At 45.5% G+C, this 24,770-nt stretch carries 24 protein-coding genes; 12 read left to right on the forward strand and 12 right to left on the reverse strand.

Going from position 1 to position 24,770, the window contains the following annotated elements; genetic code table 11:
* Positions 1 to 3 precede the first annotated feature (3 nt).
* The 4 genes from HRR27_RS01310 to rep form a co-directional block, all read right to left on the reverse strand.
* A complete protein-coding gene (locus HRR27_RS01310; RefSeq protein WP_173269712.1) occupies positions 4 to 2,202 on the reverse strand; it encodes a type I secretion system permease/ATPase in 2,199 nt (732 codons plus the stop codon).
* A 297-nt stretch (positions 2,203 to 2,499) separates the two neighbouring features.
* On the reverse strand, positions 2,500 to 3,228 hold the full coding sequence (locus HRR27_RS01315; protein WP_173269715.1) for an OmpA family protein: 729 nt from the start codon (positions 3,226 to 3,228) through the stop codon (positions 2,500 to 2,502).
* Between the two features lie 213 nt (positions 3,229 to 3,441).
* Positions 3,442 to 4,668: an iron-containing alcohol dehydrogenase gene (locus tag HRR27_RS01320; protein WP_243830860.1), complete on the reverse strand. Its 1,227-nt coding sequence runs from the start codon at positions 4,666 to 4,668 to the stop codon at positions 3,442 to 3,444.
* On the reverse strand, positions 4,669 to 6,702 hold the full coding sequence (rep, locus tag HRR27_RS01325; protein ID WP_173269718.1) for a DNA helicase Rep: 2,034 nt from the start codon (positions 6,700 to 6,702) through the stop codon (positions 4,669 to 4,671).
* Between the two features lie 284 nt (positions 6,703 to 6,986).
* On the opposite strand from rep, the gene HRR27_RS01330 reads away from it, so the two are divergent.
* The 4 genes from HRR27_RS01330 to truD all read left to right on the forward strand — a co-directional run bounded on the left by HRR27_RS01330 (position 6,987) and on the right by truD (position 10,476).
* A complete protein-coding gene (locus HRR27_RS01330; protein WP_173269721.1) occupies positions 6,987 to 7,568 on the forward strand; it encodes a class I SAM-dependent methyltransferase in 582 nt (193 codons plus the stop codon).
* A gap of 180 nt (positions 7,569 to 7,748) precedes the next feature.
* A complete protein-coding gene (locus tag HRR27_RS01335; protein ID WP_173269724.1) occupies positions 7,749 to 8,726 on the forward strand; it encodes a Tim44 domain-containing protein in 978 nt (325 codons plus the stop codon).
* Between the two features lie 89 nt (positions 8,727 to 8,815).
* Positions 8,816 to 9,277, forward strand: coding sequence for a hypothetical protein (locus HRR27_RS01340; protein ID WP_173269727.1), 462 nt, complete (start codon positions 8,816 to 8,818; stop codon positions 9,275 to 9,277).
* Between the two features lie 83 nt (positions 9,278 to 9,360).
* A complete protein-coding gene (truD, locus tag HRR27_RS01345; RefSeq protein ID WP_173269730.1) occupies positions 9,361 to 10,476 on the forward strand; it encodes a tRNA pseudouridine(13) synthase TruD in 1,116 nt (371 codons plus the stop codon).
* Positions 10,477 to 10,610: 134 nt separating this feature from the next.
* Here the strand turns inward: truD and hisI are convergent, their stop codons facing one another.
* Together hisI and HRR27_RS01355 are read right to left on the reverse strand one after the other, a co-directional pair.
* On the reverse strand, positions 10,611 to 11,051 hold the full coding sequence (gene hisI, locus HRR27_RS01350; RefSeq protein ID WP_173269733.1) for a phosphoribosyl-AMP cyclohydrolase: 441 nt from the start codon (positions 11,049 to 11,051) through the stop codon (positions 10,611 to 10,613).
* A gap of 11 nt (positions 11,052 to 11,062) precedes the next feature.
* Entirely contained in the window at positions 11,063 to 12,142 is a 1,080-nt protein-coding gene (locus HRR27_RS01355) for a 3'-5' exonuclease (RefSeq protein ID WP_173269736.1), read from the reverse strand.
* 290 nt (positions 12,143 to 12,432) lie between these two features.
* On the opposite strand from HRR27_RS01355, the gene HRR27_RS01360 reads away from it, so the two are divergent.
* Genes HRR27_RS01360 through HRR27_RS01375 form a run of 4 tightly spaced genes read left to right on the forward strand, consistent with a single transcriptional unit; the run spans position 12,433 to position 17,532 of the window.
* Entirely contained in the window at positions 12,433 to 13,326 is an 894-nt protein-coding gene (locus HRR27_RS01360; protein WP_173269740.1) for an HAD-IIB family hydrolase, read from the forward strand.
* A 51-nt stretch (positions 13,327 to 13,377) separates the two neighbouring features.
* Complete coding sequence (locus tag HRR27_RS01365) at positions 13,378 to 14,589, forward strand: glycosyltransferase family protein (RefSeq protein ID WP_173269743.1); 1,212 nt, start codon at positions 13,378 to 13,380, stop codon at positions 14,587 to 14,589.
* A gap of 21 nt (positions 14,590 to 14,610) precedes the next feature.
* Positions 14,611 to 16,386 (forward strand): sugar phosphorylase, encoded by a 1,776-nt coding sequence (locus tag HRR27_RS01370; RefSeq protein ID WP_173269746.1) that lies wholly within the window; start codon positions 14,611 to 14,613, stop codon positions 16,384 to 16,386.
* 9 nt (positions 16,387 to 16,395) lie between these two features.
* Positions 16,396 to 17,532 (forward strand): glycerate kinase, encoded by a 1,137-nt coding sequence (locus HRR27_RS01375; RefSeq protein WP_173269750.1) that lies wholly within the window; start codon positions 16,396 to 16,398, stop codon positions 17,530 to 17,532.
* A gap of 95 nt (positions 17,533 to 17,627) precedes the next feature.
* Here HRR27_RS01375 and HRR27_RS01380 read toward each other — a convergent pair whose 3' ends face one another.
* Complete coding sequence (locus HRR27_RS01380; protein WP_173269753.1) at positions 17,628 to 18,014, reverse strand: hypothetical protein; 387 nt, start codon at positions 18,012 to 18,014, stop codon at positions 17,628 to 17,630.
* A 309-nt stretch (positions 18,015 to 18,323) separates the two neighbouring features.
* Between HRR27_RS01380 and HRR27_RS01385 the strand changes: the two genes are divergently transcribed.
* Positions 18,324 to 18,644, forward strand: coding sequence for a YgaP family membrane protein (locus tag HRR27_RS01385; RefSeq protein WP_173269756.1), 321 nt, complete (start codon positions 18,324 to 18,326; stop codon positions 18,642 to 18,644).
* A 236-nt stretch (positions 18,645 to 18,880) separates the two neighbouring features.
* Here the strand turns inward: HRR27_RS01385 and HRR27_RS01390 are convergent, their stop codons facing one another.
* From HRR27_RS01390 to HRR27_RS01400, 3 genes are all read right to left on the reverse strand, one after another.
* Positions 18,881 to 19,438, reverse strand: coding sequence for a thioredoxin family protein (locus HRR27_RS01390; RefSeq protein WP_173269758.1), 558 nt, complete (start codon positions 19,436 to 19,438; stop codon positions 18,881 to 18,883).
* Between the two features lie 128 nt (positions 19,439 to 19,566).
* Positions 19,567 to 20,178: a superoxide dismutase gene (locus HRR27_RS01395; RefSeq protein WP_173269762.1), complete on the reverse strand. Its 612-nt coding sequence runs from the start codon at positions 20,176 to 20,178 to the stop codon at positions 19,567 to 19,569.
* A gap of 97 nt (positions 20,179 to 20,275) precedes the next feature.
* A complete protein-coding gene (locus tag HRR27_RS01400) occupies positions 20,276 to 20,572 on the reverse strand; it encodes a YcgL domain-containing protein (protein ID WP_173269765.1) in 297 nt (98 codons plus the stop codon).
* A gap of 141 nt (positions 20,573 to 20,713) precedes the next feature.
* On the opposite strand from HRR27_RS01400, the gene HRR27_RS01405 reads away from it, so the two are divergent.
* The 3 genes from HRR27_RS01405 to HRR27_RS01415 all read left to right on the forward strand — a co-directional run bounded on the left by HRR27_RS01405 (position 20,714) and on the right by HRR27_RS01415 (position 23,320).
* Entirely contained in the window at positions 20,714 to 21,670 is a 957-nt protein-coding gene (locus tag HRR27_RS01405; RefSeq protein WP_173269768.1) for an NAD(P)H-binding protein, read from the forward strand.
* A 68-nt stretch (positions 21,671 to 21,738) separates the two neighbouring features.
* Positions 21,739 to 22,974, forward strand: a complete 1,236-nt coding sequence (locus HRR27_RS01410) for a multifunctional CCA addition/repair protein (protein ID WP_173269771.1) — start codon at positions 21,739 to 21,741, stop codon at positions 22,972 to 22,974.
* A gap of 13 nt (positions 22,975 to 22,987) precedes the next feature.
* Positions 22,988 to 23,320 (forward strand): DMT family transporter, encoded by a 333-nt coding sequence (locus tag HRR27_RS01415; RefSeq protein WP_173269775.1) that lies wholly within the window; start codon positions 22,988 to 22,990, stop codon positions 23,318 to 23,320.
* A 39-nt stretch (positions 23,321 to 23,359) separates the two neighbouring features.
* Here HRR27_RS01415 and HRR27_RS01420 read toward each other — a convergent pair whose 3' ends face one another.
* Together HRR27_RS01420 and HRR27_RS01425 are read right to left on the reverse strand one after the other, a co-directional pair.
* The gene (locus tag HRR27_RS01420; RefSeq protein WP_173269778.1) at positions 23,360 to 23,902 is read right to left on the reverse strand and encodes an outer membrane beta-barrel protein; all 543 of its coding nucleotides are present in this window, start codon (positions 23,900 to 23,902) and stop codon (positions 23,360 to 23,362) included.
* Between the two features lie 196 nt (positions 23,903 to 24,098).
* Positions 24,099 to 24,662 carry a Tll0287-like domain-containing protein gene (locus HRR27_RS01425; protein WP_173269782.1) on the reverse strand — a complete coding sequence of 188 codons (564 nt, stop codon included), beginning with the start codon at positions 24,660 to 24,662 and terminating at the stop codon, positions 24,099 to 24,101.
* Positions 24,663 to 24,770: the final 108 nt, after the last annotated feature.

The following is a 24,770-nucleotide window of genomic DNA, read 5'->3' on the forward strand; positions in this document are numbered from 1 at the left end:
TGATTACTGACTCTTTTGAATTTTGCCGGCTTTCAAAGCTTCCAGAACCGTTTTCTTAGAACCGTCTGCAAGCAATTTACCATTTTCCATAACCATCAAACGATCGGTTAGTTGCAGTATGCTCATTTTGTGAGTAACGACCAGTAAGGTGTTTTTAGACAGACTTTCGCTAAGGCGTTCAATCAAAATCTGTTCTGATTTGGCATCCATGGCATTAGTCGGCTCATCGAACATGTATATTGGTGCATCAATCAACAGTGCGCGCGCAACTCCGATGCTTTGGCGTTGGCCACCGGAGAGCGATTTACCGCCTTCGGTAATGCGCATGCTGTAGCCAGCAGGGTGTAGTTTAACGAAGTCATCCACCCCAGCAGTACGAGCTGCTTGTAAAATTTTGGCATCATCAATGAAAGGCGCGCGATAGGCGATATTTTCTCGGACATCGCCACTGAACAAGGTGACATCTTGCTGAACATAGTTAATGTTACGGCGTAGCTCGGCAGGGTCGAGCTGGGTAATGTCGATGCCATCAATTAAAATACTGCCTTCATCGGGTCGGTAGAAGCCCAGTATCAGCTTTTGAATAGTCGATTTACCAGAGCCGATACGCCCGATAATTCCTACGCGCTCTTGTGGGTTGATGGTAAAGCTGACATTGTGGAGAGCCGGCTTACTTTCGTTCGGATAGGTGAAGGTAACGTTAATAAATTCAATCTTGCCTTCAAAGTTAGGGTGTTGGATAAAACGCTTTTTAATTGGGCGTTCAACCTCTTTTTCCATTAAGTTGTTCAGCGAGGTTAAGGCAGTGCGTGTTTGCAAATAGGATGTCGCCAAGTTGGCAAATTGCCCCATAGGGCTTACGGCACGTTGTCCAAGCATCACCGCAGCAATTAAACCACCCATGGTTAAATCGCCGTCGGTAATCATGTAAACGCCAGCGATAATAATCACCACCGTGCTTAATTGAGAAAGAAACTCGGTTGCACGACCAATTGAGGCTTGCAACATTTTCGATCTTAGGCCGACACGAGCAATTTCTCCAACGGCTTGCTCCCATTGCCATTGCGAGCGAGCTTCTACCCCCATGGATTTAATTGTGTCCATGGCGGTCAGCGTTTCAATCAGAATCGCATTTTTTTCGTTATTTGCTTCATAAGTGGCTTCAATACTGCGCTGAATCGGTTTCATCATGACGATGCTATAAAGCATGATAATGACAATAATTGCCAGCGGAACCAAAAAAATCCAACCGGAGATGAAATAGATTACTGCCAAGAAAATCAAAACAAAAGGCAAGTCAATAATCGCAGTTACACTGGCGGAAGTGAAGAAGCTACGGATACTATCAAATTCGCGCAAAATATTGGCAAAAGCGCCAATTGAACCAACACGATTTGGCATGGTTAAACCGAGCGTTTGTTCAAATAGTTTAGATGACATGATGACATCGCTTTTCTTACCGGCAATTTCTAAAAAGTAAGAGCGCAGATACTTGAGCACCAAGTCAAAAACATAAATTACGATAATCCCGATGGCTAAAACCCAGAGGGATTCGACGGCATTGTTCGGGACGATTCGATCGTACACGTTCATCACAAACAGGGGTGTTGCGATAATGAAAAGGTTGACTAAAAAAGAGGCAATTAACACATCACGATAAATTGATTTTGACTGCCACATGGTGCTCCAAAACCAATGGCCTTCTTCAAAGCCAAGTAAATTTTCTTGTTTTTTCTCCAGGTTATGCTTCTGTGTTAGATAGATAACATAGCCAGTAAAATCTTGTTCCAACTTCTCCAAGCTCAGTTCTGTTAAGCCATCGCAACTCGTTTCTGGAGATAATATTTTCGCGGTACCCTGTGCTTTGTCGATCGAATCTAAAATACACGCTTGGCGATCTTTCAGCACCAAAATGCAGGGCAGTACAAGATTGGAAATATCGTCAAGTTTACGCTGTTTGAAGGCCGCGTTTAAGTTGGCTCTTTCCGCAGCACGCTGGAAAATTTCCGGAGTTATTTTTTCGTCTTGAATCGGTAAGCCGGAGATTAAGGCATCTTTTGTATAGGGCTTACGATTGAGTTTGGTATAGATAACCAAGCAGTCCAATAACGGGCTTTTTAGCTCAATATGACTAGTCTTTGTGGTGTTTTTTTGCTCAGCTGGTGGTGTTGCAACAGCTGGGACCTCTGATTTTTCTGTCATGGATAATTTCTTTGTTCAAGAGAATCGTGAGGAGTTTATTTTTTTGAATAAAGCATCCAGATGAAATTTTTTTGTTTTCAAAGTATAGCAAATAAAGCTTTCTGTAAAACGCTTACAAGCATTGATATCCGTAAAATTATGGCCTTTTTTTACGTGATACAAACAAAGTTGATCTTCTGCAAGTAGGGTTCACTCATATCTCTTACTATTGTGCATAGAAAGTTTTTTAAGGGCATAAAAAAACGCCAGAAAGCGAGTTGCTTGTCTGGCGTTTTGTTAACGCTGAAATCAACAAAATTATTTGCGTTTATCCATTCCGGCCGGCATGGTTTGAGTTGCATCACTTGGCAGGATTTGGTTACCAGGTAGTACGCGCAGTTCTACACGACGGTTTTGCTGGCGATTGGCTTCGCTGGTGTTAGATACCATTGGTTCTTGTTCGCCACGACCGACGATGTAAATGCGATTGGCTAGGTTAGGTTTCTCCATCTCGATGAAGTTTTTAACCGAATTAGCACGGCGCCATGATAGACGCATATTATAAGCGTCTGGCCCTAAGTCACAGGTATGGCCCATAATCAGCAAGTTGTCGTTCGCTTTCATGTTATCTAGGGCGCTTAGATTGGCTCGCAGTGTATTGATTGCACTTGGGCGAAGGGTTGCTTTGTCCAAGTCAAAGAAAGCACTGTTCATCGTGAAGATTGGTTCTGGCAAAGGCGCATTAATTTTTTGTTCTACAACGGGTTCGTAGATGGTGACCGCTTCAACGGCAGTATTGATTTCTGGCTCAATAACCGGAGTACAACCAGTTGCGTCAACGGTTGCGCCGCGTGCTGAGTTTGGACAGTGATCACTGCTATCGTTAACACCATCTTGGTCTAAGTCATCGTACAATTTAATTTGTGCTTCAACATCGTTCGAGTTGAGGCTTTTCATAGCGTTGCTTTCAGCATGAGCGCCTGTGGTTACAAAGGCAATTCCTGCAGCAATCAATCCAAGTTTGAATGCATTGTTCTGAACTTTCATGAGTATTCTTCTCTCAATTGGTTAGATTTATCGTTTTTGTCTGTCGTTGTGTCTGCAAGTGAATGACTCAATCAAGTTTAAAACCTTGAAAGTATTGTCAGAAGACACAAAATTTCATTCATCATACACGCAATACCAAGAAAAAGGCAAAGCTTGCTCGGCTTAACTGGTATTTTTTTACATAAATTTAATTCACTGTTAGATAAGCATTATTTATAGGCTACTGACAATCGCGTAACGTAGTACTTCATCGGATAGGGTTAAGGGGTTGCCGAGCATACTTCCGCTGCGGCAATTTTCAATCACCACCTCAATATTATTTGATTTCAGTCCATATTCTGCTAGGCCTTGTGGAACGTAGCGGCTGCTTAAGTCTTGTAAGTAGTCGAGTAAACATTGCTGCGCTTCGTTATCACTTAAATTATTTTTTTGGCTGATTAAGCGGCCTATTTGAGCGAATTTGTGTAAGAACGGTGCACAAAATTCGATATTGTCGTGCTGCTTTAAAGCACGGATATTAGCGGCGGTAATCGGGCTGAGGAGTTTGGCGCAAACGACGCCATGTGGCGCTGTGAAAAAAGCGCCGATTGGTCCCGCTAAACCGTGCACTGCGCCAAGGCCGGCATTGGCAAGGGTGGTGCCGGAGAGCATGGCAGCGAGCATTAAATTACCATAACCAATCTGCTGCTGTTGCGCATCTACGCTGTCAATCAATTCAAAAGCGCCAATAAATTTTTGCATTCCTTGCCACGCCAGTGCGTCGCTCATGGGGTTGGATTTTAACGTGGTGTAGCTTTCCAATAACTGAGTGAAAGCATCCATTCCAGTGGTATGCAGAATCTCTTTAGGGCAGGTTTGCAGTAGTTCTGGATCTAACCACGCGGCCTTAGCCAATAATTTATTGTCGCGGAATGATTTTTTGAAGGCGCCAATACGAGATAAAACTGCATTTTTAGTGGTTTCGCTGCCGGTCCCTGCGGTGGTTGGCACTGCGATAAACGGGCATGTGTCAACATTAAATGGTTTACCTGCGCCAACACCTTCGAGATAGTCCATGACGGATGTTTGTGATGGAAGTAAACCGGCAATCGCTTTCGCGGCATCTAAGACACTGCCGCCGCCGATGCCAATAACCGCATCGCTATGGTGTGCGCATTGTTGTACGATGTTGTCGACCAATTCAGGCGAAGGTTCGCCGCTGACAATAAACGTTTGAACTTGGCAATGGTTAGCAAGGCTGTCGATCAACTCGGCGGCAAATTGTCCTGGTTGCGCTAAAAAGCGGCTGCTAATCACAACGATATGCTGGTATTGGCGGCATTGCTCGCTTAAACGATGGCGACAGCCCCAGCCGAAATGGATATGTGGCATGGGAGCATATTCAAAAGGCGTAATGGCCGTCATCGGTTCAGTCATCTTAAATCCGTTGTTATTCATCATTTAACTACCTGAGAGCATTGAGCGCAGGTTGGCAAGGTTTTCATTGCCATGTTTGAGTTTTTCTTCTTGGCTGACCACGACACCCGGTTTGCCTTCCCAGTGAAGGAGTTCTTCCGGCAGTTCGTATAAAAAACGACTTGGTTCACATATCATATCTTCACCGTATTTGCGGCGTTTGCTGGCGTAGGTCATGGTAAGAGTATGTTTGGCTCGGGTGATGCCAACATAAGCTAAGCGTCGTTCTTCTTCTAAGCCCGGTGACTCTAAATTTTGTTTATGCGGCAGTAATTCTTCTTCCATGCCGATTAAGAACACGAATGGAAACTCCAAGCCTTTAGAAGCGTGCAGGGTCATTAAGCTGATCATGTCATGCTCTTGGTCGGACTCATTGCGTTCCATCATGTCCATCAAGGTCATATGAGCGACAATCGAGGCGAGTTTTTTCTCTTCACCGTCTTCTTGCTGGGCCTTGTTGATAATTCGCTCTATCCATAGGGTTAAATCGCGTACATTATTAATCCGTCTTTCGGTGGCTTTAGGCGAATTGGTGGTTTCATGCAGCCAGTTGTCGTAATCAATTTCCTCAATTAAACCGCGCACAAAATGGGTGACTTCTTCACCCTGCGCCGCTTCTGCTTGTTGAGCCCACTTGAGCAAGTTTTCGCCAAATAATTGAACTCGGCGTAGCGCTTTATCGCTGAGAATGTTGGTGATGCCAAACTCTTGCGTAGCATCAAACAGGCTGATCCCTCGATGAGTTGCGTAGGTGGCCAGTTTTTCTAGCGTTGAGGCACCAATCTCTCGGCGTGGTGTGTTGACTACGCGCAAAAAAGCCGCATCGTCATCGGGGTTGACGATGAGCTTGAGGTACGACATTACATCTTTAATCTCAGCATGGTCAAAAAAAGATTTTCCGCCGGAAATAACATAAGGCAAGTTGTTTTCGCGCAGAGCGCGTTCGATTAAGCGCGCTTGATGATTGCCTCGATAAAGAATCGCATAGTCACGATTTTTACCGCGATGTTTGAATTTATGTAAGATGATTTCTGATACCACGCGTTCGGCTTCTTGGTTCTCATTGGCGCAAGCAATGACGCGGAGGTGGTCGCCCATCCCCATGTCCGACCAGAGACTTTTCTCAAATACGTGTGGATTATTCGCAATCAAATGGTTGGCAGATTGTAAGATTCGGTTACTCGAACGGTAATTTTGCTCCAACTTAATTAACTCTAAAGCCGGAAAATCTTGTTTGAGCATCGCTAAGTTTTCTGGTTGAGCACCGCGCCAAGCATAGATAGATTGGTCGTCATCGCCAACCACGGTAAAACGCGCTTGCACCCCAACTAATTGTTTGACTAGCTCATACTGAGCGGCATTGGTGTCTTGATATTCATCCACCAGTAAATAGCGTACACGGTTTTGCCATTTATCCAAAATGCGCGGCTGCTCTTTGAATAAGCGTACAGGCAGGCCAATCAAATCGTCAAAATCGACCGCATTGTAGGCTTTTAGCTGTTTTTCATAGGCTTGGAATAACAGAGCGCGGGCTTGTTGCATTTCGTCTTGCGCCATTTCCAACGCTTGTTGCGGCGAAAGGTAAGCATTTTTCCAGTTGGAAATGTCCCACTGAACGCCATCAACAATCTCTGGGTCAACATTCTGTTTATGCATTAACTCTTTAATAATTTGCGCGGCATCGGTCGCATCCATAATACTAAAGTTGGCCTTGTAACCCAGCGCGGCGTATTCGCGGCGGATAATGTTTAAGCCAAGATTATGGAAAGTGGAGACATTTAAACCTTTGGCATTGTCGTCTTTCAATAGCTTGGTTACCCGCTCCTTCATCTCTTTAGCGGATTTGTTCGTAAAAGTTACGGCATAAATCGTGTGCGGTTTATAGTCGTGCTTGCGAATCAGGTAGGCGATTTTTTCGGTGATGACGCGTGTTTTGCCCGAGCCTGCCCCTGCCAAAACTAAGGTTGGCGTGTCAACGTGTAAGACAGCTTGCCTTTGTCGCTCATTTAATCCGTGCATAAATGGTGTTCGCTCTAGGGTCTTAATTGGCCAGTTTTCTTAATGCAAACGTTTATCGAGGCACAGAACAAGTTCAATCGGGGCTTTAAGAAATTTAAGTGCGCGGTGTTGCCATGACAAAAACAGGCGTCTTGCTCAGTTAAATTCCTCTGTGCCCGAAACCATTCGAACTTGTTCCGTATCTCCTTAGTGATGTCGCACCGAGATACAGGCAAAAATCAGAAAAAAGAAAGTACAATATTCTATCAAAAACTGACCAAGTAAACAGCTTAGGAAAAGACATTGTGGCCACTATTGCAGAGCTAAAAAAAGACTTATACATCGATACTCAATTAATGGGTAAACCGCTAAAATTTTCTACCACCTGGGGGATTTTTAGTCCGCGGGACATTGATTCCGGAACCGATCTTTTATTACGCTATTTAGAAATTACCGAATCAGAAATTGCGCTCGATATCGGTTGCGGTTATGGGCCGATTGGTTTGGCGATTGCGGCAAATGCACCTAAAGGCCAAGTCCATATGGTGGATAAAGACTTTGTGGCAGTGGATTATGCCAATAAGAATGCAGCTCAGAATCATTTGAATCATGCAAAAGCTTATTTATCGAATGGACTAAGTCATGTCCCAAAAGACATTCAATTCACCACGGTCGTGTCGAATATTCCAGCCAAAGTGGGTAAAGAAATGCTCAGTATTTTGTTGCATGACATTCACGCGCAGATGGCGCCGAATGGACAGTTAGTGGTAGTCACCATCAACGGACTGCGCGACTACATGAAACGGAATTTCAAAGAAGTTTTTGGGAATTACGAAAAAGTGAAGCAGGGCAAAGACTACACTATCTCGCGCTGCATCAAGGAGTAGTCTGTAATCCGATCGGTTTTGGAAAACAAAACAAATGTAAATGTTTTCTGAGGGCGGTGGCGGATTAAGTCAGAGACTTCTTAAGCTTTTCTTCATAAGATTTGTTTATTCTTTTATCTAAAATTTACTTATATTTAGGTAAAATACTAAAGATTCACGTCCTCAATAGGAGATTTTTTTATGACCTCGATTCAAGCACGTTTACCGCTGTTATTTATTGCGCTGTTTACTTTGCTATTTGCTTTTAGCCAAGTGGCGGAAGCAAAGCGCATGGGTGGCGGCGGTTCTTTTGGATATAACAAGCAAGTTGCGCCAAAATCGTTTAGCCAAAAATCGAATACCACCGATTCCAAATCGAGCAGTACTGCGCCAGCAGCAGGAGCCGGTGCGGCAGCAGCAGGTTCGACAGCTGCAAAATCCGGCGCTTCTAAGTGGTTAGGGCCTTTAGCCGGTTTAGCAGTAGGTGGTTTATTGGCGGCAATGCTTTTTGGTGATGGTTTTGAGGGCATTCAGATTATGGACATACTGTTGTTTGCTTTGATTGCATTTATCTTATTTAAATTGTTTATGCGTAAAAAGCAGCAAGCCCAGCCACAGCCGGCTTATGAAACTTATCAGCGTGAACAGTATGAGCCGCAACAAGCTTCGCCACAGCCGCAAGCGGTATCGGTTCAACAGCGTGAGACTTCGGCAGCTTATGACCCGAATGCGACGGGTTCCATTATTGGTTCTGGGCTTTCTGGAGAGGCTCCTTCAGAGATGGCTCAAACGGTTACACAAACGCCGGATTGGTTTAATGAAGACGGCTTTAAGCAAGCCGCTACTGAACATTTTATTGCGTTGCAAAAAGCTTGGGATAATGTCGATTTAGCCGCGTTGCAAGACTATTGTGCCCCTGCGCTTTATCAAGCGTTAGCAGCAGATTTGCAAGGTGTTGCTGTCGGTGATAATCAAACTCGAGTGGATGCCGTTTCGGCTGAAATCGTTGATAAGGTGATTGAAGATAATTACTTCATTGTCAGCGTGCGTTACAGTGGCTTCATTGAAGAAGATGCCAACGAAGGCGCGCACGCCTTTAGCGAAATTTGGCATATTCGCCGCTTGCAAGAGGGTGAAGGAAACTGGCAAGTCGCTGGGATTCAGCAAGAGCAGCGTTAAATTTTACGCAACATTCCCTTTTGCAAAGCCTTAAGATGGTGACATCTTAGGGTTTTTTTAATTGCGATAGAGTTAAAAGGGGGATGCTTATGCACTACCAGATTGCGCCAAGATTTTATGTTTTTCTGCTATTGGCAATCAGTTCGCTTTTTGCCTTACAGGGTTGTACGAAAGCGCCGGTAAAAATCGTTAGCGCGCAGATGGTGGATAATCTTGATCGCGGTTCGGGTAACTTTGATCGAGTATTTCAGCTTTGTTTAGATCAGCCTTTAAGCTCGACCTACTATCATCGTATCGTGATGATTTCCAAGGAGAATGTCAAAATCGAGGGTGATGGCCTATTAAAGCCGATGGCCTCAGATCCTGACAATCCGTGTTATTTGCGTAATGTGTATCTTTATATCAATAAAGACTCGCCAGTTGATGCGCGCGCCTTAATCAAAGATTATATGGTGCCAGGGAATGTGCGCCAACTACTGGTGCAGATTTACACCGAAAAACCGCAAGGCAAAGAGCTGCCGATTGCAGAAAAGGTATTTAATAACCTTTAGCAGTCATGCTTCCCTTACAATAAGAAACCCGAATCGGTTGATTGCCGAATTCGGGTTTTTTTATTTCTTAGAAGATTTTATTGATGTCCTCAAACACTCATTCTCCAGTTGATTTTTCCTCACTTGCTTATGCCAATGGGGCGCCACAAATTAAAGCCGATTTTAAAGTTCTTGCTGAAGATTTTCAGGTGCAAGAGCAGCACGCCTATAGCTTAAGCGGCGAAGGTGAGCATCTTTGGTTATATCTGCAGAAATGCGGTGAAAACAGCGAATGGATGGCGAAACAGATTGCAAAATGGGCGGGGGTTCCACGTTCTGCGGTTGGTATGGCCGGACAGAAAGACAGGCACGCGGTAACCCAACAGTGGCTTAGTGTGCATCTGCCAGGCAAGCCCGATCCGGATTGGAGTCAGTGGACTTATCCACAAGTACAATTGCTGGACAGTATGCGCCATAACCGTAAGCTGCAAACCGGAGGTCTCAGTGGTAATCGTTTTAGTTTGCGTCTGCGTAATTTGCGTCAACTTACGGATGGTGCAATCGATAATACGTTGCAAGTGATTGCCGATCTCAGTATCCGTTTAGAGCAGATTAAGTTAGGCGTTCCGAATTATTACGGCGAGCAGCGCTTCGGTAAAAATGGGGCGAATATTCCGAACGCTGTGCAAATGTTGTTGCAAGGTAAGCGAGTACCACGCGAGAAACGAAGCTTGTATCTGTCGGCGCTGCGTTCTTGGGCTTTTAATCGTTACCTTGCACAGCGAATTACTGCCGATAATTGGAATCAATATGTGGTTGGGGATATCTTTCAGTTACAAGGCTCTAGTCGTTGTTTTAGCGATGATGGGAGTGCTGATTTAGAGTCGCGTTTGGCGCAGGGCGATATTCATCCAGTTGGTTTGTTGATTGGCGAAATAGGGGTGAAACTATTGCAACCCAGTGCGGCAGCTGAGCAGTTACAAGCGGCTTGGATAAGCGAATTTAGCACTTGGCAGCAAGCGCTGAGTGACGCCCGAGTGGCAGCCGATTATCGGGCGCTACGCCTTATTCCACAAGACTTACAGTGGCAATGGTTGCCAGATGCTCAGGCACAAACGCTGGATTTGCAGTTGCAATTTACGTTGCCGGCGGGTACGTTTGCAACAATGTTATTGCGTGAGCTTTTGGTTGCAGTTGAACCGACGCGACAATTTGCATAATCCATCGATTGGCTTGATGGTCCATTTAAATATTGCTCGGTATTGCGGCAAGAAATTTGTGTATAAAAGTGTGGATAAGTCTGTGGATGTTATTTACTTGGGCTTTGAATTTCCCAAGTAAACACTGGCAAGGGTTACTTTTTGTAAAGCGTGTCTGGTGAAATCAACGGTGCACTGGTGATGGTTGCCTTATCGTCATCAATAAGCGTATAAAAGCAGCTGCGTCGTCCGGTATGGCAAGCTGGGCCAGTTTGGTCAACCAACAGCAGAATGGCATCACCGTCACAATCAAAACGCAGTTCTTTTAATAATTGAATCTGTCCTGATTCTTCGCCTTTGCGCCAGTAGTTTTGACGGGAACGAGACCAGTAGCAGACGCGGCCGGTTTGCAAGGTTTCTTGCAGCGACTGGTTGTTCATCCAAGCCATCATCAATACTTCTTTGGTATCGAATTGTTGAGCAATGGCTGGAATCAAGCCATCTTGGTCAAATTTCACTTTGCTCTGTAGGTTTTGCCATTCAACAGTGTCGCCGATATTGGCTTTTTCCAGTTGTTTGAAGTTCACATCGCACATCGCAGGATTCCTTAGCTACGTTTGGCGTTGGCAAACGCCGCCGCAAACGGATTATTGGTGATGATGTCACTTACTTGTTTCGGTTTTTTCTTTTCTTCGATTTGTGATTTACGCCCCTTGTCGAGCATGGCGTTGAACAATTCGATGGTTGCAACAGCATCCGCTAGTGCGTCATGCGCGTCACCTGGAAAGGGCTTGCCAAGAACTTGTTCATAAGAAGCCGTCAGTTTTGGGGTTTTATAAAACCAGTACATGCGCTCAGAATGCCAACGAATGGCACCGTTTAAATCGCGACTCAGTTCAGCCACATCCAGCCATTTGTTATAGTCTAATTCAAAACGCAGCATTTTCTTTTCGGCGCTTTTTTCAAGATACATAAAATCGCTTTCGGTACTGTAGGCCAAAACCACATCGGCGTCGCGCAGTTGGTCATGAATTTCATCCCATACATGCCCTAACAAAGGCTCACCCTGCACCATTTCCGTGGTGATATTGTGTTTCTCATTTTCGGGGATGTCATAGCCTGGATTAATCAATTGATTAAATAACGTTTTGCCTTCGCCATCGCAAGCAGACAGTTGGATAATGTCGGCTTGTGGATCAGTCGAGATATTCGTCGCTTCGATATCGATGCAGACAATTTTTTTGCCTTTGAGTTCTTTAGCGTGTTCTTTGAGTTTATAAAGCACGTCGTTGCGGCGTTCTAAAATTAACGGAATCACTTCTGAATCCAGAAACTCTTTTAATAAAGCTTCGATTTTTTTGCGCAATTTCGGCACAGATTTGCTTAGCGCGTCGCGAACAGCTTCATCTTCGGAACATTGCGCGATAAACTCATCCACGGTCATGATTTCGTCTTTCACACTGACGGCGTTCAAGGTTGCGTTAACCAGCTTTTTCATATCAAAATCAAACGCTTCCAAAGGCGGAATTAACACCTGTGCATTCAGTAGCGATGTTTCGCCTTTGGCCGGAGACGCCATGATCTCCACACCCTTAATGTTTAAGCCATCGGAAGCCGCCACCGCGACGATGTATTCTTTCAGCGGTTGGTTGCGTTTATCAATCAGAATCAGTTGTGCGTTGCTCATGAGAATGGAGTCTAAGCCTAGAAAAACAAAAAAGAGTATTCTAACAGCCTACTCAAGAAAAAGGCCGTAAATGATTATGGTATTGCGTGATTAAGTTCTCTGTTGTCTGGGTGTTGTGTTCATCTTCGCTAAGTTGAATGACTCAATTTATCCGCTCCAATTAATGATGTCTTTATGCACTAAAATTGAGCGTTTTGCACCGCATTGATTCAATCTGATCGCATCTTACTGGCGTTTTGGCATGGCGCCTGCTTGATAAAACTGAATACGTAAACCCAAAGATGTACTCAATGCTTACTTTTCCTGTGCCTTATAACCCCACCGGTATTTTTGTCTTTACCGATTTAGATGGCACCCTCCTTGGTCATCATGACTATGCTTATCAACCGGTGATGCCGGTAATCAAGCGTTTACAAAGCCTGGCGATTCCGGTGATTCTTAACTCCAGTAAAACGTTTTCCGAGATGAGTGAATGGCTTGAACGCTTAGGCTTAGAGCCGCCTTTTATCGCTGAAAACGGCGGGGTGATTTACTTTTCCAGCACGGATTCTGCAGATAAACAGCTTCTTGGGATGGACTATGCGCGCATCTGTGCGATTTTGGCGAAATTGCGTTTAGAGCAGGGGTTTCAATTTGCAGGTTTTTCCGATCTTGGCGTGGAGGGCGTGATGCAAGCCACGTCGTTGGATCGCGCCAGTGCGAGTAAAGCGATGCAGCGCGCGGTAAGTGAACCGATTATTTGGTTGGACACACCGTCACGTTTAGCGATGTTTAAAGTGTGTTTGGCGCAACAGGGCTTGCAGCTACAAAAAGGGGGTCGCTTTTATCATGTGATGGCGCACCATGACAAAGCGAATGCACTAAAGTGGGTCGTTGAGCAGTCAATTATGCCGGTGACTCCGAGCGAGTCTGCGCCAAACGGAGCCTTGCAAAGTAATTTAGCACAGGGTGTGTTTGCGCAATCGCCTTGGGTGGTTGCACTGGGTGATGGTGGCAACGATCAGCGGATGTTGGAACAAGCCGATTTGGGGATTATTTTGCCTGCGGCGAATGGCGAGAATCTAGCGAAAACCAAAGTATCGTTATTTTTAGCGAAAAACGCCGCGCCTGATGGTTGGTCTGAGTCTCTACAAACGCATCTTATCAAGCCGCTCGAGTGCTACCTAAACCGAACGAGCGAATAGCCATTAACGTCATAGCGACGGGCTCAATTTACCGATTAGGACGATTTATCTATGAGTGATTTTTTTCAAAATGGAACCGTAACGACTTTTCACAATTTAACGGATCGAAAAGTCGAGGAGTTGGAATCGGACTTGCTGAAATTCTCCCAGCAGAATCGGTTGGGATTGATTCTTCCTTCGTTATTTAGTGAGCTGGAGGCACCCGCACTCAAGAATATTGTGCAGGAACTTTCCAAAGTGCCGTATCTTTCTCAAACCGTGATTGGTTTGGATCGCGCTGATGCGAAGCAGTTTGATTTCGCTAAAGGCTTTTTTGCCGACCTAGGGCAAGCGCATCAAATTCTATGGAATGATGGTCCACGGTTGCAAAAAGTGTGGAACAAGCTGAAGGATAAGGGATTGGCTCCAACCGAACCAGGAAAAGGAACGAATGTTTGGGGGTGTTATGGTTATGTCTTGGCAGCAGACCAAGTGGATGTGGTTGCGTTACATGATTGTGACATTATCACTTATCAACGTGACTTACTCGCACGTCTCCTCTACCCCGTCGCGCATCCCACGTTTAATTTTGTGTTTTCCAAGGGGTATTACGCTCGCCACGCCGATGGCAAGTTAAACGGTCGTGTGGCTCGTTTACTGGTTACGCCTTTATTGCGCGCTTTGGAACAAGTGGTCGGTCCAGATGAATTGCTCTGTTACCTAGACAGCTTTCGTTATCCGCTGGCTGGTGAATTTGCGATGAATGTGCAAGCGCTTAAAGATATGCGGATTCCGGCAGATTGGGGGTTGGAAATAGGTATTTTGGCCGAGATGCGTCGTAACTATTCTAACCGTCGGATTTGTCAGGTGGATATTGCCGATGTTTACGACCATAAACATCAGGATTTGTCGGTGCAGGACCAAACCCAAGGGCTGGCACGGATGAGCCAAGATATTTCCAAATCGCTTTTTCGTAAATTAGCAACACGTGGTCATGTGTTTTCACGTGGAACCATGCGTTCGGTGCGCGCGGTCTATTTGCGCACGGCCTTGGATCAGTTAGAAAGCTACGCTTTTGATGCCGAGATGAATGGTTTAACGTTGGATTTGCACGCTGAAGAGCAAGCGATAGAGATGTTTGCGCGCAGTATTATGGCCGCAGGCGATGTGTATTTGGACAACACGGAAGAGCGTCCGTTTTTACCTAATTGGAACCGTGTCGCCAGTGCTTGCCCGACAGTGCTGGAGGAACTGTTTGAAGCGGTCGCGCTAGACAATCAATAATCAAACTCGGCGAGGTAGGCTATGACCCAAGCTAATTTAGCGCGTATCAAAGCGCATCTGCAGAACATTTATGAAGATTCCATCAAGGTCGAAATTGCCTACCAAGGCATTGTTGAGTTGCTTGTACAACAGAGTAAAAGCAACGAACAACGCCCCAAAAAATGGGATCAAAAAGATGCACTTCTCATTACTTATGGCGACAGTTTTTTGCAGGATGGCGAAATGCCTTTAGTTACCTTGCAGCGTTTTTTGGATGAGTATGTTAAAGACTCTATTAATTGTGTGCATATTTTGCCATTCTTTCCCTATAGCTCTGACGATGGTTTTTCGGTTATTGACTATCTGATGGTTGATCCCGATTTGGGTGACTGGACGGATATTGCACAACTAAATAAACATTATGATCTGATGTTTGATTTGGTGATTAACCATGTCTCGCGTGAAAGTCTTTGGTTTACCGATTACAAAGCCGGACGCGCGCCTTACACCGACTTTTTTATTGACGTAGCGGGTGATCCCGATTTGTCGCAGGTCACTCGGCCGCGCAATACGCCCTTGCTGGTGCCGGCTTATACCCATCATGGGCGTAAAAAAGTTTGGGCGACGTTTAGCGCCGATCAGATTGACCTGAATTTTGCTAATCCGTTGGTGTTGGTGAAAATGTTGCAGGTATTGATGTTTTATGTGCAGCAAGGATCGCGCATTATCCGTCTGGATGCCATTGCGTTTTTGTGGAAGAAAATCGGCACTCCTTGTGTGCATCTGCTACAAACACATGAAGCGGTTAAGTTAATGCGTAGCTTGTTGGATCTGGTCGCCCCCGATGTCATTTTACTGACTGAAACCAATGTGCCGCATCAAGAAAATCTTAGCTATTTTGGCGAAAGCGATGAAGCGCATATGGTCTATCAATTCAGCTTAGCGCCGTTGATTTTGCACGCTCTGCACCGTGGTGACGGCAGCTATTTAACCGATTGGGCGAGTCATTTAGAACCGCCGCCGGACAATTGCACTTTCCTTAACTTTACTGCATCGCATGACGGGGTGGGGTTGCGTCCGGTAGAGGGGATTCTGCCGCAACGTGAAGTCGAGGATTTGGTTAATAACATGCACCGTCTGGGTGGCTTTGTGTCGATGAAGTCCAATCCAGACGGCACGCAAAGCCCGTATGAAATCAATATCACTTACTTTAGCGCCTTGCGCGAAACCCATAACAGTAACGGCCCTGACCAATGGCAAGTAGAGCGCTTTATCTGCTCGCAAAATATGATGATGTGTTTACAAGGCGTTCCGGCTTTTTATGTGCATTCTTTAACGGCAACGCCGAATGACAGAGATGGGGTTGAAAAGACTGGGCGAACACGCTCGATTAACCGTCGTAAATGGGATTATTCTTACTTACAAGCCTTGATTGGCAGTGAGCGAAGTTCCAACGCGGAAGTGATTAAGCGATTAACTAATTTAATTAAACAGCGCAAAAAACATAAAGCGTTTGATCCGCACACGCCACAAAGGGTGGTTGACTTAGGATCGAATTTCTTCATTTTGTGGCGCGCTGGCGATGGCGTAAAATTTCCGCTGCTGGCGGTGCATAATCTTACTGCAGAGATTCAACCGTTGGATTTAACCCTGATAGATGGATTTACCGCGCACAAAGCGTGGGTGGATTTGCTTGCCGCCGGTCAAATTATTAGCCTGCAAAGTTCAAAAGCCATGCTGCAACCTTACCAATCGATGTGGTTAATGCCACAGGAGATTGACGGCGAAAGTGCGCTTTGGGCGATTTCAACAAATTAAGGATAAGCCATGCCTCGCATATTGATTGCTCCGGATAGTTTTAAGGGGTCTCTAACCGCTGTGCAGTTTTGTCAAATTACTGAGCATCTTATTCAACAGCTGATACCAGAAGCGCAAGTCTTGCGATTGCCCTTGTCGGATGGAGGGGAGGGATTTGTTGATGCTTTTGTCACTGCGGACTTAGCCACTCGTGAGACGGTGTGGGTAAGTGGTCCGCTGGGTAAAAAAGTCAAAGCGGCTTTTGCTTGGCAGGCGCATAGTAACACTGCCATGATTGAAATGGCGCAAGCCAGTGGCTTGCCCAAAGTCCGCTTAGATGAGCGTAATCCACTGCAAACTCATACCTATGGAACTGGCCAAGTGATTCAGGCGGCTTTGGATAAAGGGGCGCAAAAAATTGTGCTTGGTTTAGGCGGTTCGGCCACCAATGATGGTGGTGTGGCAGCTTTGCAAGCTTTGGGGGTAGAGGTGGTTGATGCCGAAAGACTGCCGGTTGGTTTGGGTGGTCAAGTTTTGAAGTCTATTGCGCGCATTGACAAGATTCCTGAAGCCTTGAACCAAGTTGAATGGGTTCTGGCTTGCGATGTCACAAACCCGTTGCTCGGCGCAAACGGGGCAACAGCGATTTTCGGGCCGCAAAAAGGCTTGCAACCACAGCAGTTTGAGCTACTTGAAAATGGCTTGGCAAATTGGGCGAAAGTGATTCAACAGCGCACTGGAAAAACAGTGGCGAATCTGTCTGGTGCCGGTGCGGCAGGTGGTATGGCGGCCGGTTTTATGGGTATCTTGAACGCCCAAATTCAACCGGGTTTTGAAGTACTGCGCGAACAATTACAGCTTGATGCGGCGATGCAGCCAAAAGATGGCGTGCCATTGGATTGGGTGATTACGGGGGAAGGGCGTATCGATGAGCAAACTGCGTTTGGTAAGCTGCCAATGCGTATCGCTCAAATGGCGCAAGCGAATCATGTTCCTTGCATCGGTATTTGCGGTAGTTTAGGGGCTTCTTTACAAGATTTGCCGGCATTTAACGGCTTGTTCAGTATTGTGAATGCCCCTATGGCTGAAATGGACGCAATGCGTGATGCGCCGCAATTATTAGAGAGTCTTCTGCGAAATCTATTACCACTGCTTAAAATGCATTAATGCGCTGGTTGAGAAGAGTTGAATGCAGCTGGTCAATTAAAGTGCTTGTTTGACTTCTTTCGCCAGCCGTTCATTGATTGGGTAGCTTGCTCTCCTTAAGCAAATTGTAAGTCCATCTCGTATAAGTTCATCAATAAGTTGAGCTGATGAAATTCAGTTGGTATTTTCAGTACATCATCACAATGGTTGTGCAGTTCCTCAATTGACGTACTGGAATCTTTGTCTACGAGAAAGACCAGTTTGGCTTGTCGATTAATCATAATTTCCGCGATTTTCCGACATTTTTCATCAAAGGTATTGATATGAACAAATACGATGGTTGGCTTCTTACGGATAATTGTCCACATGATTTCGAAAAATTCTTTTTGGACATGCAAGGTGTGACAATAATCTTTTAAGTTACGCTCGATAGCTGGAATTTTATCTACGCTTAAGTCGATGTATAAAATGTCTTGGAAAGGTTTGGTATTGCTGTTAAACATAACGATACCTCCTTAAATATTTCAATACAGCAAGAAATTTGCTGTTAGTAAAAATACTTAACTAGTAAATTTAATTTAACAGTTTTTGTAGGGTTATGTAAAGAAACTTTAGCGCGTTTGCAAAAAAAAATTGGCGAATCGAGCGTTATAGATGAACCGTAAATTTTATAGGTGTGAAAAGAAGATAAAGCGCCTATCAACGCACCGCAAGCGATTTTCCGGTTAGTGGCTGGTTAAGAAAATCTTGTGTGCTTGATTTTAGGTTGCGCTAAGATTGAAGCGCGTTTGTTAAACCTAAGGAGTTGAGTAATGAGTAGCGTGATTAAAGGCAATCGCCCTTTGCGTATTTTTGCGGCGATGGTGTTAATTTTGTTGTTGGTTTCCCAGTGGATGGGGCAGATTGATTTAACCCAGATTTCGTTTTTATGGGTGATGATTGCGATGGCGATTAACGCCTTGCAGGCGTCCTACACCGGTTTTTGTCCGATGTTCAAAAACGCCAAAGGCGAATGCGTTGCCTGCGGTGTGGCTTGTGATACGCAGGAATGCAAACCAGCCGATACTAAATCAGAAAAAGAATCTTGCTGCTCTGGTTCGGATTGCTGCGGTGGCTCAAACAAAAAAGCTTGATCCCTTTTGCAGATATTCAAAACCGCTTTTAAAAACCGCCTTTAGTGGCGGTTTTTTATGGGGTTAAGGAAGGCTTTTTTAAGCACCTAGAAAGCTGCATGAATGAAGTAACGCCCTGTGTTCGCGCTGTTACCAAGGATGAGGTTGATCATTCGTGCCAGCAAACCTGAGTTTCTGGTGTCTGCGATAGAAGCTTCGTTTAGGGTTTGAAGTTCATCGCATCAGGACATGCAAAATCACTCTTTCCACTTGATTGAACAGCCCATAGAGGGGATTTGCTCCAGCGGGCCTTGGCCGGTTTTGGCAACTTGTTTCATCGCTTCTAATAAATCGCGGCGTACACCTTCCGGTGCGGTTTCTTTGCGTGATGCGTCCAAGCGGCCACGATATTGCAGTTTTAGCTCGGCGTTATAGCCGAAAAAGTCAGGCGTGCAAACTGCGCCGTAGGCTTTGGCAATTTCTTGGGTTTCGTCGATGACGTAAGGGAAAGGGAAGTCCCATGCATCGGAAATCTTCTTCATATTTTCAAAACTGTCTTCTTCCTTGAGCGTGGGATCGTTACTCATAATGGCAATCGAGTGGATGCCGTATTCATCGCGCAAAATACGCGTGTCTTCGACCAAGCGTTGGTGAATCGCTTTCACGTACGGGCAGTGGTTGCAAATGAACATGACTAACAGCCCGTTCTTGCCCTTGGCTTTTTCTAAGTTCCAGTTCTGACCGTCAACGCCGGGCAAATCGAAGTTGATGGCATCGGCATTAAAATCGCATATTGGAGTGGTTAAACTGACCATAGTGTGTTCCTTTTGTATATTGACTGAACAAATATTGTAGAGAAGTCCGTAAGAGGTTGACGCTAATGTTTGATGGGCGTAAAAAAACCGGAAATCAATCCGGCTTTTTTATCTGGTCTTTTCTGTAATTACGCTTTTGCAGAGGTATACAGTTCGCTAACTTTATTCCAGTTAACCACGTCCCACCAAGCTTGCATGTAGGCTGGACGTAGGTTTTGGTAACGTAGGTAGTAGGCGTGTTCCCAAACATCTAGGCCAAGGATTGGCGTGCCTTTCACCGCGGCAACATCCATTAACGGGTTATCTTGGTTTGGTGTTGAGGAGATTTGCAGTTTGCCGTCGGCAGAAACCGATAGCCACGCCCAGCCAGAACCGAACTGGGTTGCGCCGGCCGTTTGAAATTTGGCTTTCATGTCGTCAAAGCTGCCGAAAGTGGCGGTGATGTCTTCCATCAAGGCACCGGTCGGCGCGCCCATGCTGTCGCCGCTCATGATTTCCCAGAAGAAGGCGTGGTTCCAGTGACCGCCACCGTTGTTACGTACCGCTGGTGAGATAGCGCCGGCATTGGCAATCAGTTCTGCCAATGATTTGTCGGCGTTTTCAGTGCCGTCAATCGCTGCATTTAGATTCGTGATGTAGGCGTTGTGGTGTTTGGTGTGGTGAATTTCCATGGTGCGCGCGTCAATAGAAACTTCGAGTGCGTCGTAGTCGTAAGGTAGATCCGGTAGCGTAAATGCCATATTGATTTCCTTTTTCTGAGTTCAAAATGGGGTTAAAAAAGATGAATTTCTTATTGTAGTCTGCGCCCTGTATTTGTAAATACAGGGGGAGAGCTTATTAATAGATATTATCGAGTTTTTCCGGTGCGGGTGCGTAGTCGCTGAGTTTTTCGACTTCGGCAGGGGGCATCTGCATAAAATAGCCTTTCGTTTGAATCGCCTCGTAGACTTGTTTGCCGTCTTCGCGCGCCATTTTGCGATCTGGCGTTAATTCAAAATCAAAGATATGCTTAGGTTCACCAAACATGGTGATTAATTCTTTAGGGAGTTTTTCTAGGCCGTGTTCTTTCGGCACAAATAAATAAAGTTCGTTTTTTTTCGGGCTGCGGAACGCGGATACTTCGATGACTTGCATGGTTTTGCCTGTTGTTTGGTCAATTTTTACGGGCGCTATTGTATCAAAAAGTGTGACCTAAACAGCAGATGATGCTTGACCTACCCTTAACGGATTGATTATCCTTTGCGGATTTGAAAAATAAAAGTGGATTTTAACAAGATGCTACAGAATACAGTTACCGTCTTTGGCGGCACCGGGTTTGTTGGTCGAGCAGTGGTAAATCAGCTCTCTAAAGCAGGCTATAACACCAAAGTCGTGGTGCGTCGTCCTGAGCGTTTCCGCGAGTTTGCGCTTTACCCGCAGACTAAGTTGGCGCAACTGAATTCTTATGAAGATGCGGCGGCTTTGGCGACAATATTGCAAGGTTCTGATATTGTTATTGATTTAATTGCGGATCGTACGACGGCAACCGAAATGGTCGAGAAAGACGATTTTGATGTGGTATCGCAAAAAATGAAATCGGCGTTAGAAACCGCTGGTGTGAAGCGTGTATTGAGTTTGTCGCAAATTGGTGCCAACAATCATGTGGATAGTCATACTTGGCAGGGTTCTTTGGCGGCGTTGGACAATCATATGAATACAACTGCGAAAGCGGCGGTTACGCTTTTTAAAGCGGGCTTGTTGATTGGCGAAGGGGATGACACGACCACACCGTTTGCCAAGCAGTTAAATCGTATGCCGGTGTTGATGGTTGCAAACTCAGCAACTCAAGTTCAGCCGTTGTGGGTTCGAGATTTTGCGCAAGCGATGGTGCAGTCGATTCACGCTACAGCGACATTTGGTAAGACTTTAGAGGTTGCGGGTACGCAGGTGATGACTCTAAAAGCCTTAGGGAAAATGGTGGCGGAGATTATGCAAGTGCAAGATGCTGTTGTCTTTCCAATGTGTAAGTTTAATGCCAAAATCATGGCGGCTTTGGGTGGTTTAGCGCCTTTCCAATCGGTTACTAAATCGCAATTGGTGACCCTAGGGCATGATGCAGTGACCGATGCTTCCTTTGCTGAGCAGTTTGGCTTTGAACCAGCCAGTATTGAATGGTTAATTAGCACCTACGCAGCACCGAAACATTTGCGCGAGCGTTATAACGATTATCGTAAGTACGCAAACCGTAATTAAATGAAAGCGGATTAAGTTGTGCAGAAAACCGTCGTTAAGACGGTTTTTTTGTTTTAGGAGAAAGTTTCATGCAAATCTATTTGGTTGGTGGCGCGGTGCGCGATGCGTTGTTGCAGGTGCCTGTTTATGACCGTGATTGGGTGGTGGTTGGTGCCAGTCAGGAGCAGATGTTAGCGCAAGGGTTTCAACAGGTTGGCAAAGATTTTCCAGTGTTTTTGCATCCCGATAGCAAAGAAGAATATGCCTTAGCGCGAACGGAGCGCAAACAGGGAGCTGGTTATCATGGTTTTAGTGTGTTTGCTGAGCCGTGCGTCACCTTGGAAGAGGATTTGATTCGCCGCGATTTGACGATTAACGCGATGGCACGGGCCCAGGACGGTACGATTATCGACCCTTATGGCGGGCAGGTGGATTTGCAAAATCGCATTCTACGCCATGTCTCCGGCGCGTTTAGTGAGGATCCATTGCGTGTTTTAAGGGTCGCGCGTTTTGCCGCCAAGTTGGCGCCTTTCGATTTTGTTTTGGCGGAAGAAACAAAGATTTTAATGGCGCAGATGGTCGCCAGTGGCGAATTGGCTGAACTGACGCCAGAGCGTGTTTGGCAAGAAGTGGTGAAAGTGCTTGGCAGTGCCGAGCCGCATCGTTTTTTTGAAGTGTTGGATGAAGTCGGTGCGCTGGCGGTGTTGTTCCCAGAGTTGCAGGCATTGCATGGCGTGACGCAGCCAGAAAAGTATCATCCTGAGGGCGATGCTTGGATTCATACGCTGATGGTATTGCAACAAGCGACCGTGTTAGATGTTTCTTTGGAGGTGCGCTTTGCGGCGTTAATGCATGATCTTGGCAAGGGCGTTACGCCGCCGGAGTTATGGCCAAAACACCACGGCCATGAAGCCGCCGGAGTGCCTTTGGTTAAGGCGCTGTGTCAGCGTTATCGTGTACCCAAAAAAATCGAACACTTTGCCTGCAAGGTCACTGAATATCATGGTTTAATTCATAATGGCTTGAAAGAGGGGGCGCCTTTTCTTAAGCCCAAGACGTATCATAAGGTGCTACAAAATTGCGGTGCTTATAAAGATCCGCAGACTTTTCATAAGCTGTTAATTGTTTGTCAGGCGGATGCACGTGGCCGTTTGGGGTTTGAACAGATTCCTTATCCGCAACTGGTATTTTGGCAGCAGTTATTGGCCGCGGCCAATCAAGTCGATAATCAAGCGATCATTGCCGAAGGCTTTACCGGTAAGGCGATTGCCGAGCAGATTGAAAAGACTCGGATTGAAAATATCACGAAATTTATTCGTGGCTGAGGTGTAAGAAGTTATGCAATATTGGGTGTATTTATTATTGGCAACGGTGGCAGAAGTGATTGCGACCTCAGCCTTAAAAGCGACTGAAGATTTTACGAAGTTTTGGCCAACGCTGATTGTGGTGATCGGTTATGTCATCGCTTTTTATTTTTTGACCTTGAGTTTAAAGCAAATTCCGATAGGCGTCGCTTATGCGGTTTGGGCTGGCTTGGGTATTGTTTTTATCTCGCTAATCGGATGGTGGTTGTATGGGCAAATGCTTGATTTGCCGGCCATGCTCGGCATAGCGTTGATTTTGGCAGGGGTGTTAGTGATTAATTTGTTTTCAAAAAGTGCCGGACACTGAGAGATGAGAGTGCCCGGCCAAAGAGACTGAAAAATAAAATTAAAATTGTTGGCCAATGCCGATGTTCAGCAAGTTTGCATTGTCGCCATCTTCGGTTTCTAAAATGCTGTAAGCGCTATTGACGTAAAAATGATCAAATACTTTATACTCTCCGCCGATACCTGCTAGCCATCCTTTACTGTCAAAGGTTGCTTGTGCAGCCCCATTAGTTTCTTTCAATTCTTCTTGCGACCAGCGGTAACCCAGTTTGCCGAATAAGGTTATCTTGTCGTTCAAAGCATAGTTCGGTTTTAAGCTAAAACCGTAAATGTGATTCACTTGCGCTTCAATTGTACTTGGCTCTCTGTTAAAGGTTTCCGTGCCGATGCCTGTGCCGATAAATCCTTCAATCGCTAGGTGTTGGGTTAAGTTTGCGCCCAGTGTTGCGCTGACAATATCTAAATTAAGATTTGGCGAGTCAGTTTGAATTTGTCCATAGTTAAGTTCCCAATAAAGCGCCGGTAGGGGTTCTGCAAAAGCTTTGGCCGAGGCGGTTAGGGCTGTCAATGCGAGTGCTGTGATAAGGGTGGTTTGAAATGACATTTTATCGGTCTCGATGTAAATTACAGTAAATGTGAATAATTAACATATTAATCAAAAGACAAATAAATGCAAATGAAAAGTTTAATAAATCGCGTTATTAGCAGTAGTTAATGCTTGTGGTTGGTTTGGTGGATTGGCTAAGCATGTGAAGCGTGACAAGGCAGAGCGCCTTGTCACGCTTCATTGAAGGGGGAGATTATTTTTGGAAGCTAAAAGCGCCGCGAACTTGGCCTTCGCTGTAGTTGATAGCGCGATCGTTTGGATAGAGTTCAGCCAGTTTGGTTTTGACGCCAGCCGGAATTTGGTTCGCGGTTCCATGACAAGTTAAACACAGTCCGGCGGTCATGACAGGCTTCATGTAACGGGTGGTTTCTTTGCCATCAATTTTGACAATTTCAAATTTTTCGAGGGTTTTTGGATCAGCTCCCTCAGCAATTTGTTGTTCAAACCATTTGAGGGTTGAGCTTTCCCAAGCGTCAGGCGTTGCGGTTGCACCGCGTGGTTTTAAACTTACGCGATTGACTTGCCAAGGAGCGTGCTTGTCACTTAATCCTTTGGCAATCGCGGGTGCTTTAGTATTGCAAACATCAATCGCGGCAACCGGGCCACCAGCTTGCATTGCGCCTTTAAGCGCGGGAACCAGCTGGCCGCCAAACTCTTTAACGATGTTGCGAGCTTCTTGCTGGTCGGCGCTGATTTCAGTCGCTTGAGCGTTGAATGCTAGGCTGCTTAGTGCGGCGATGATAATCACTTTTTTCATGGGGATTCTCCTAAAAATGGTAGATAAAGCGGCCAATGACTGTATTTTGGTTTTATTTTATGTGCTAATAAAATAAATTAATATTAGGTTTTTGGCAATCTTTAAATG

The sequence above is a fragment of the Thiosulfatimonas sediminis genome (genome assembly GCF_011398355.1).
Classification (GTDB): domain Bacteria; phylum Pseudomonadota; class Gammaproteobacteria; order Thiomicrospirales; family Thiomicrospiraceae; genus Thiomicrorhabdus; species Thiomicrorhabdus sediminis_A.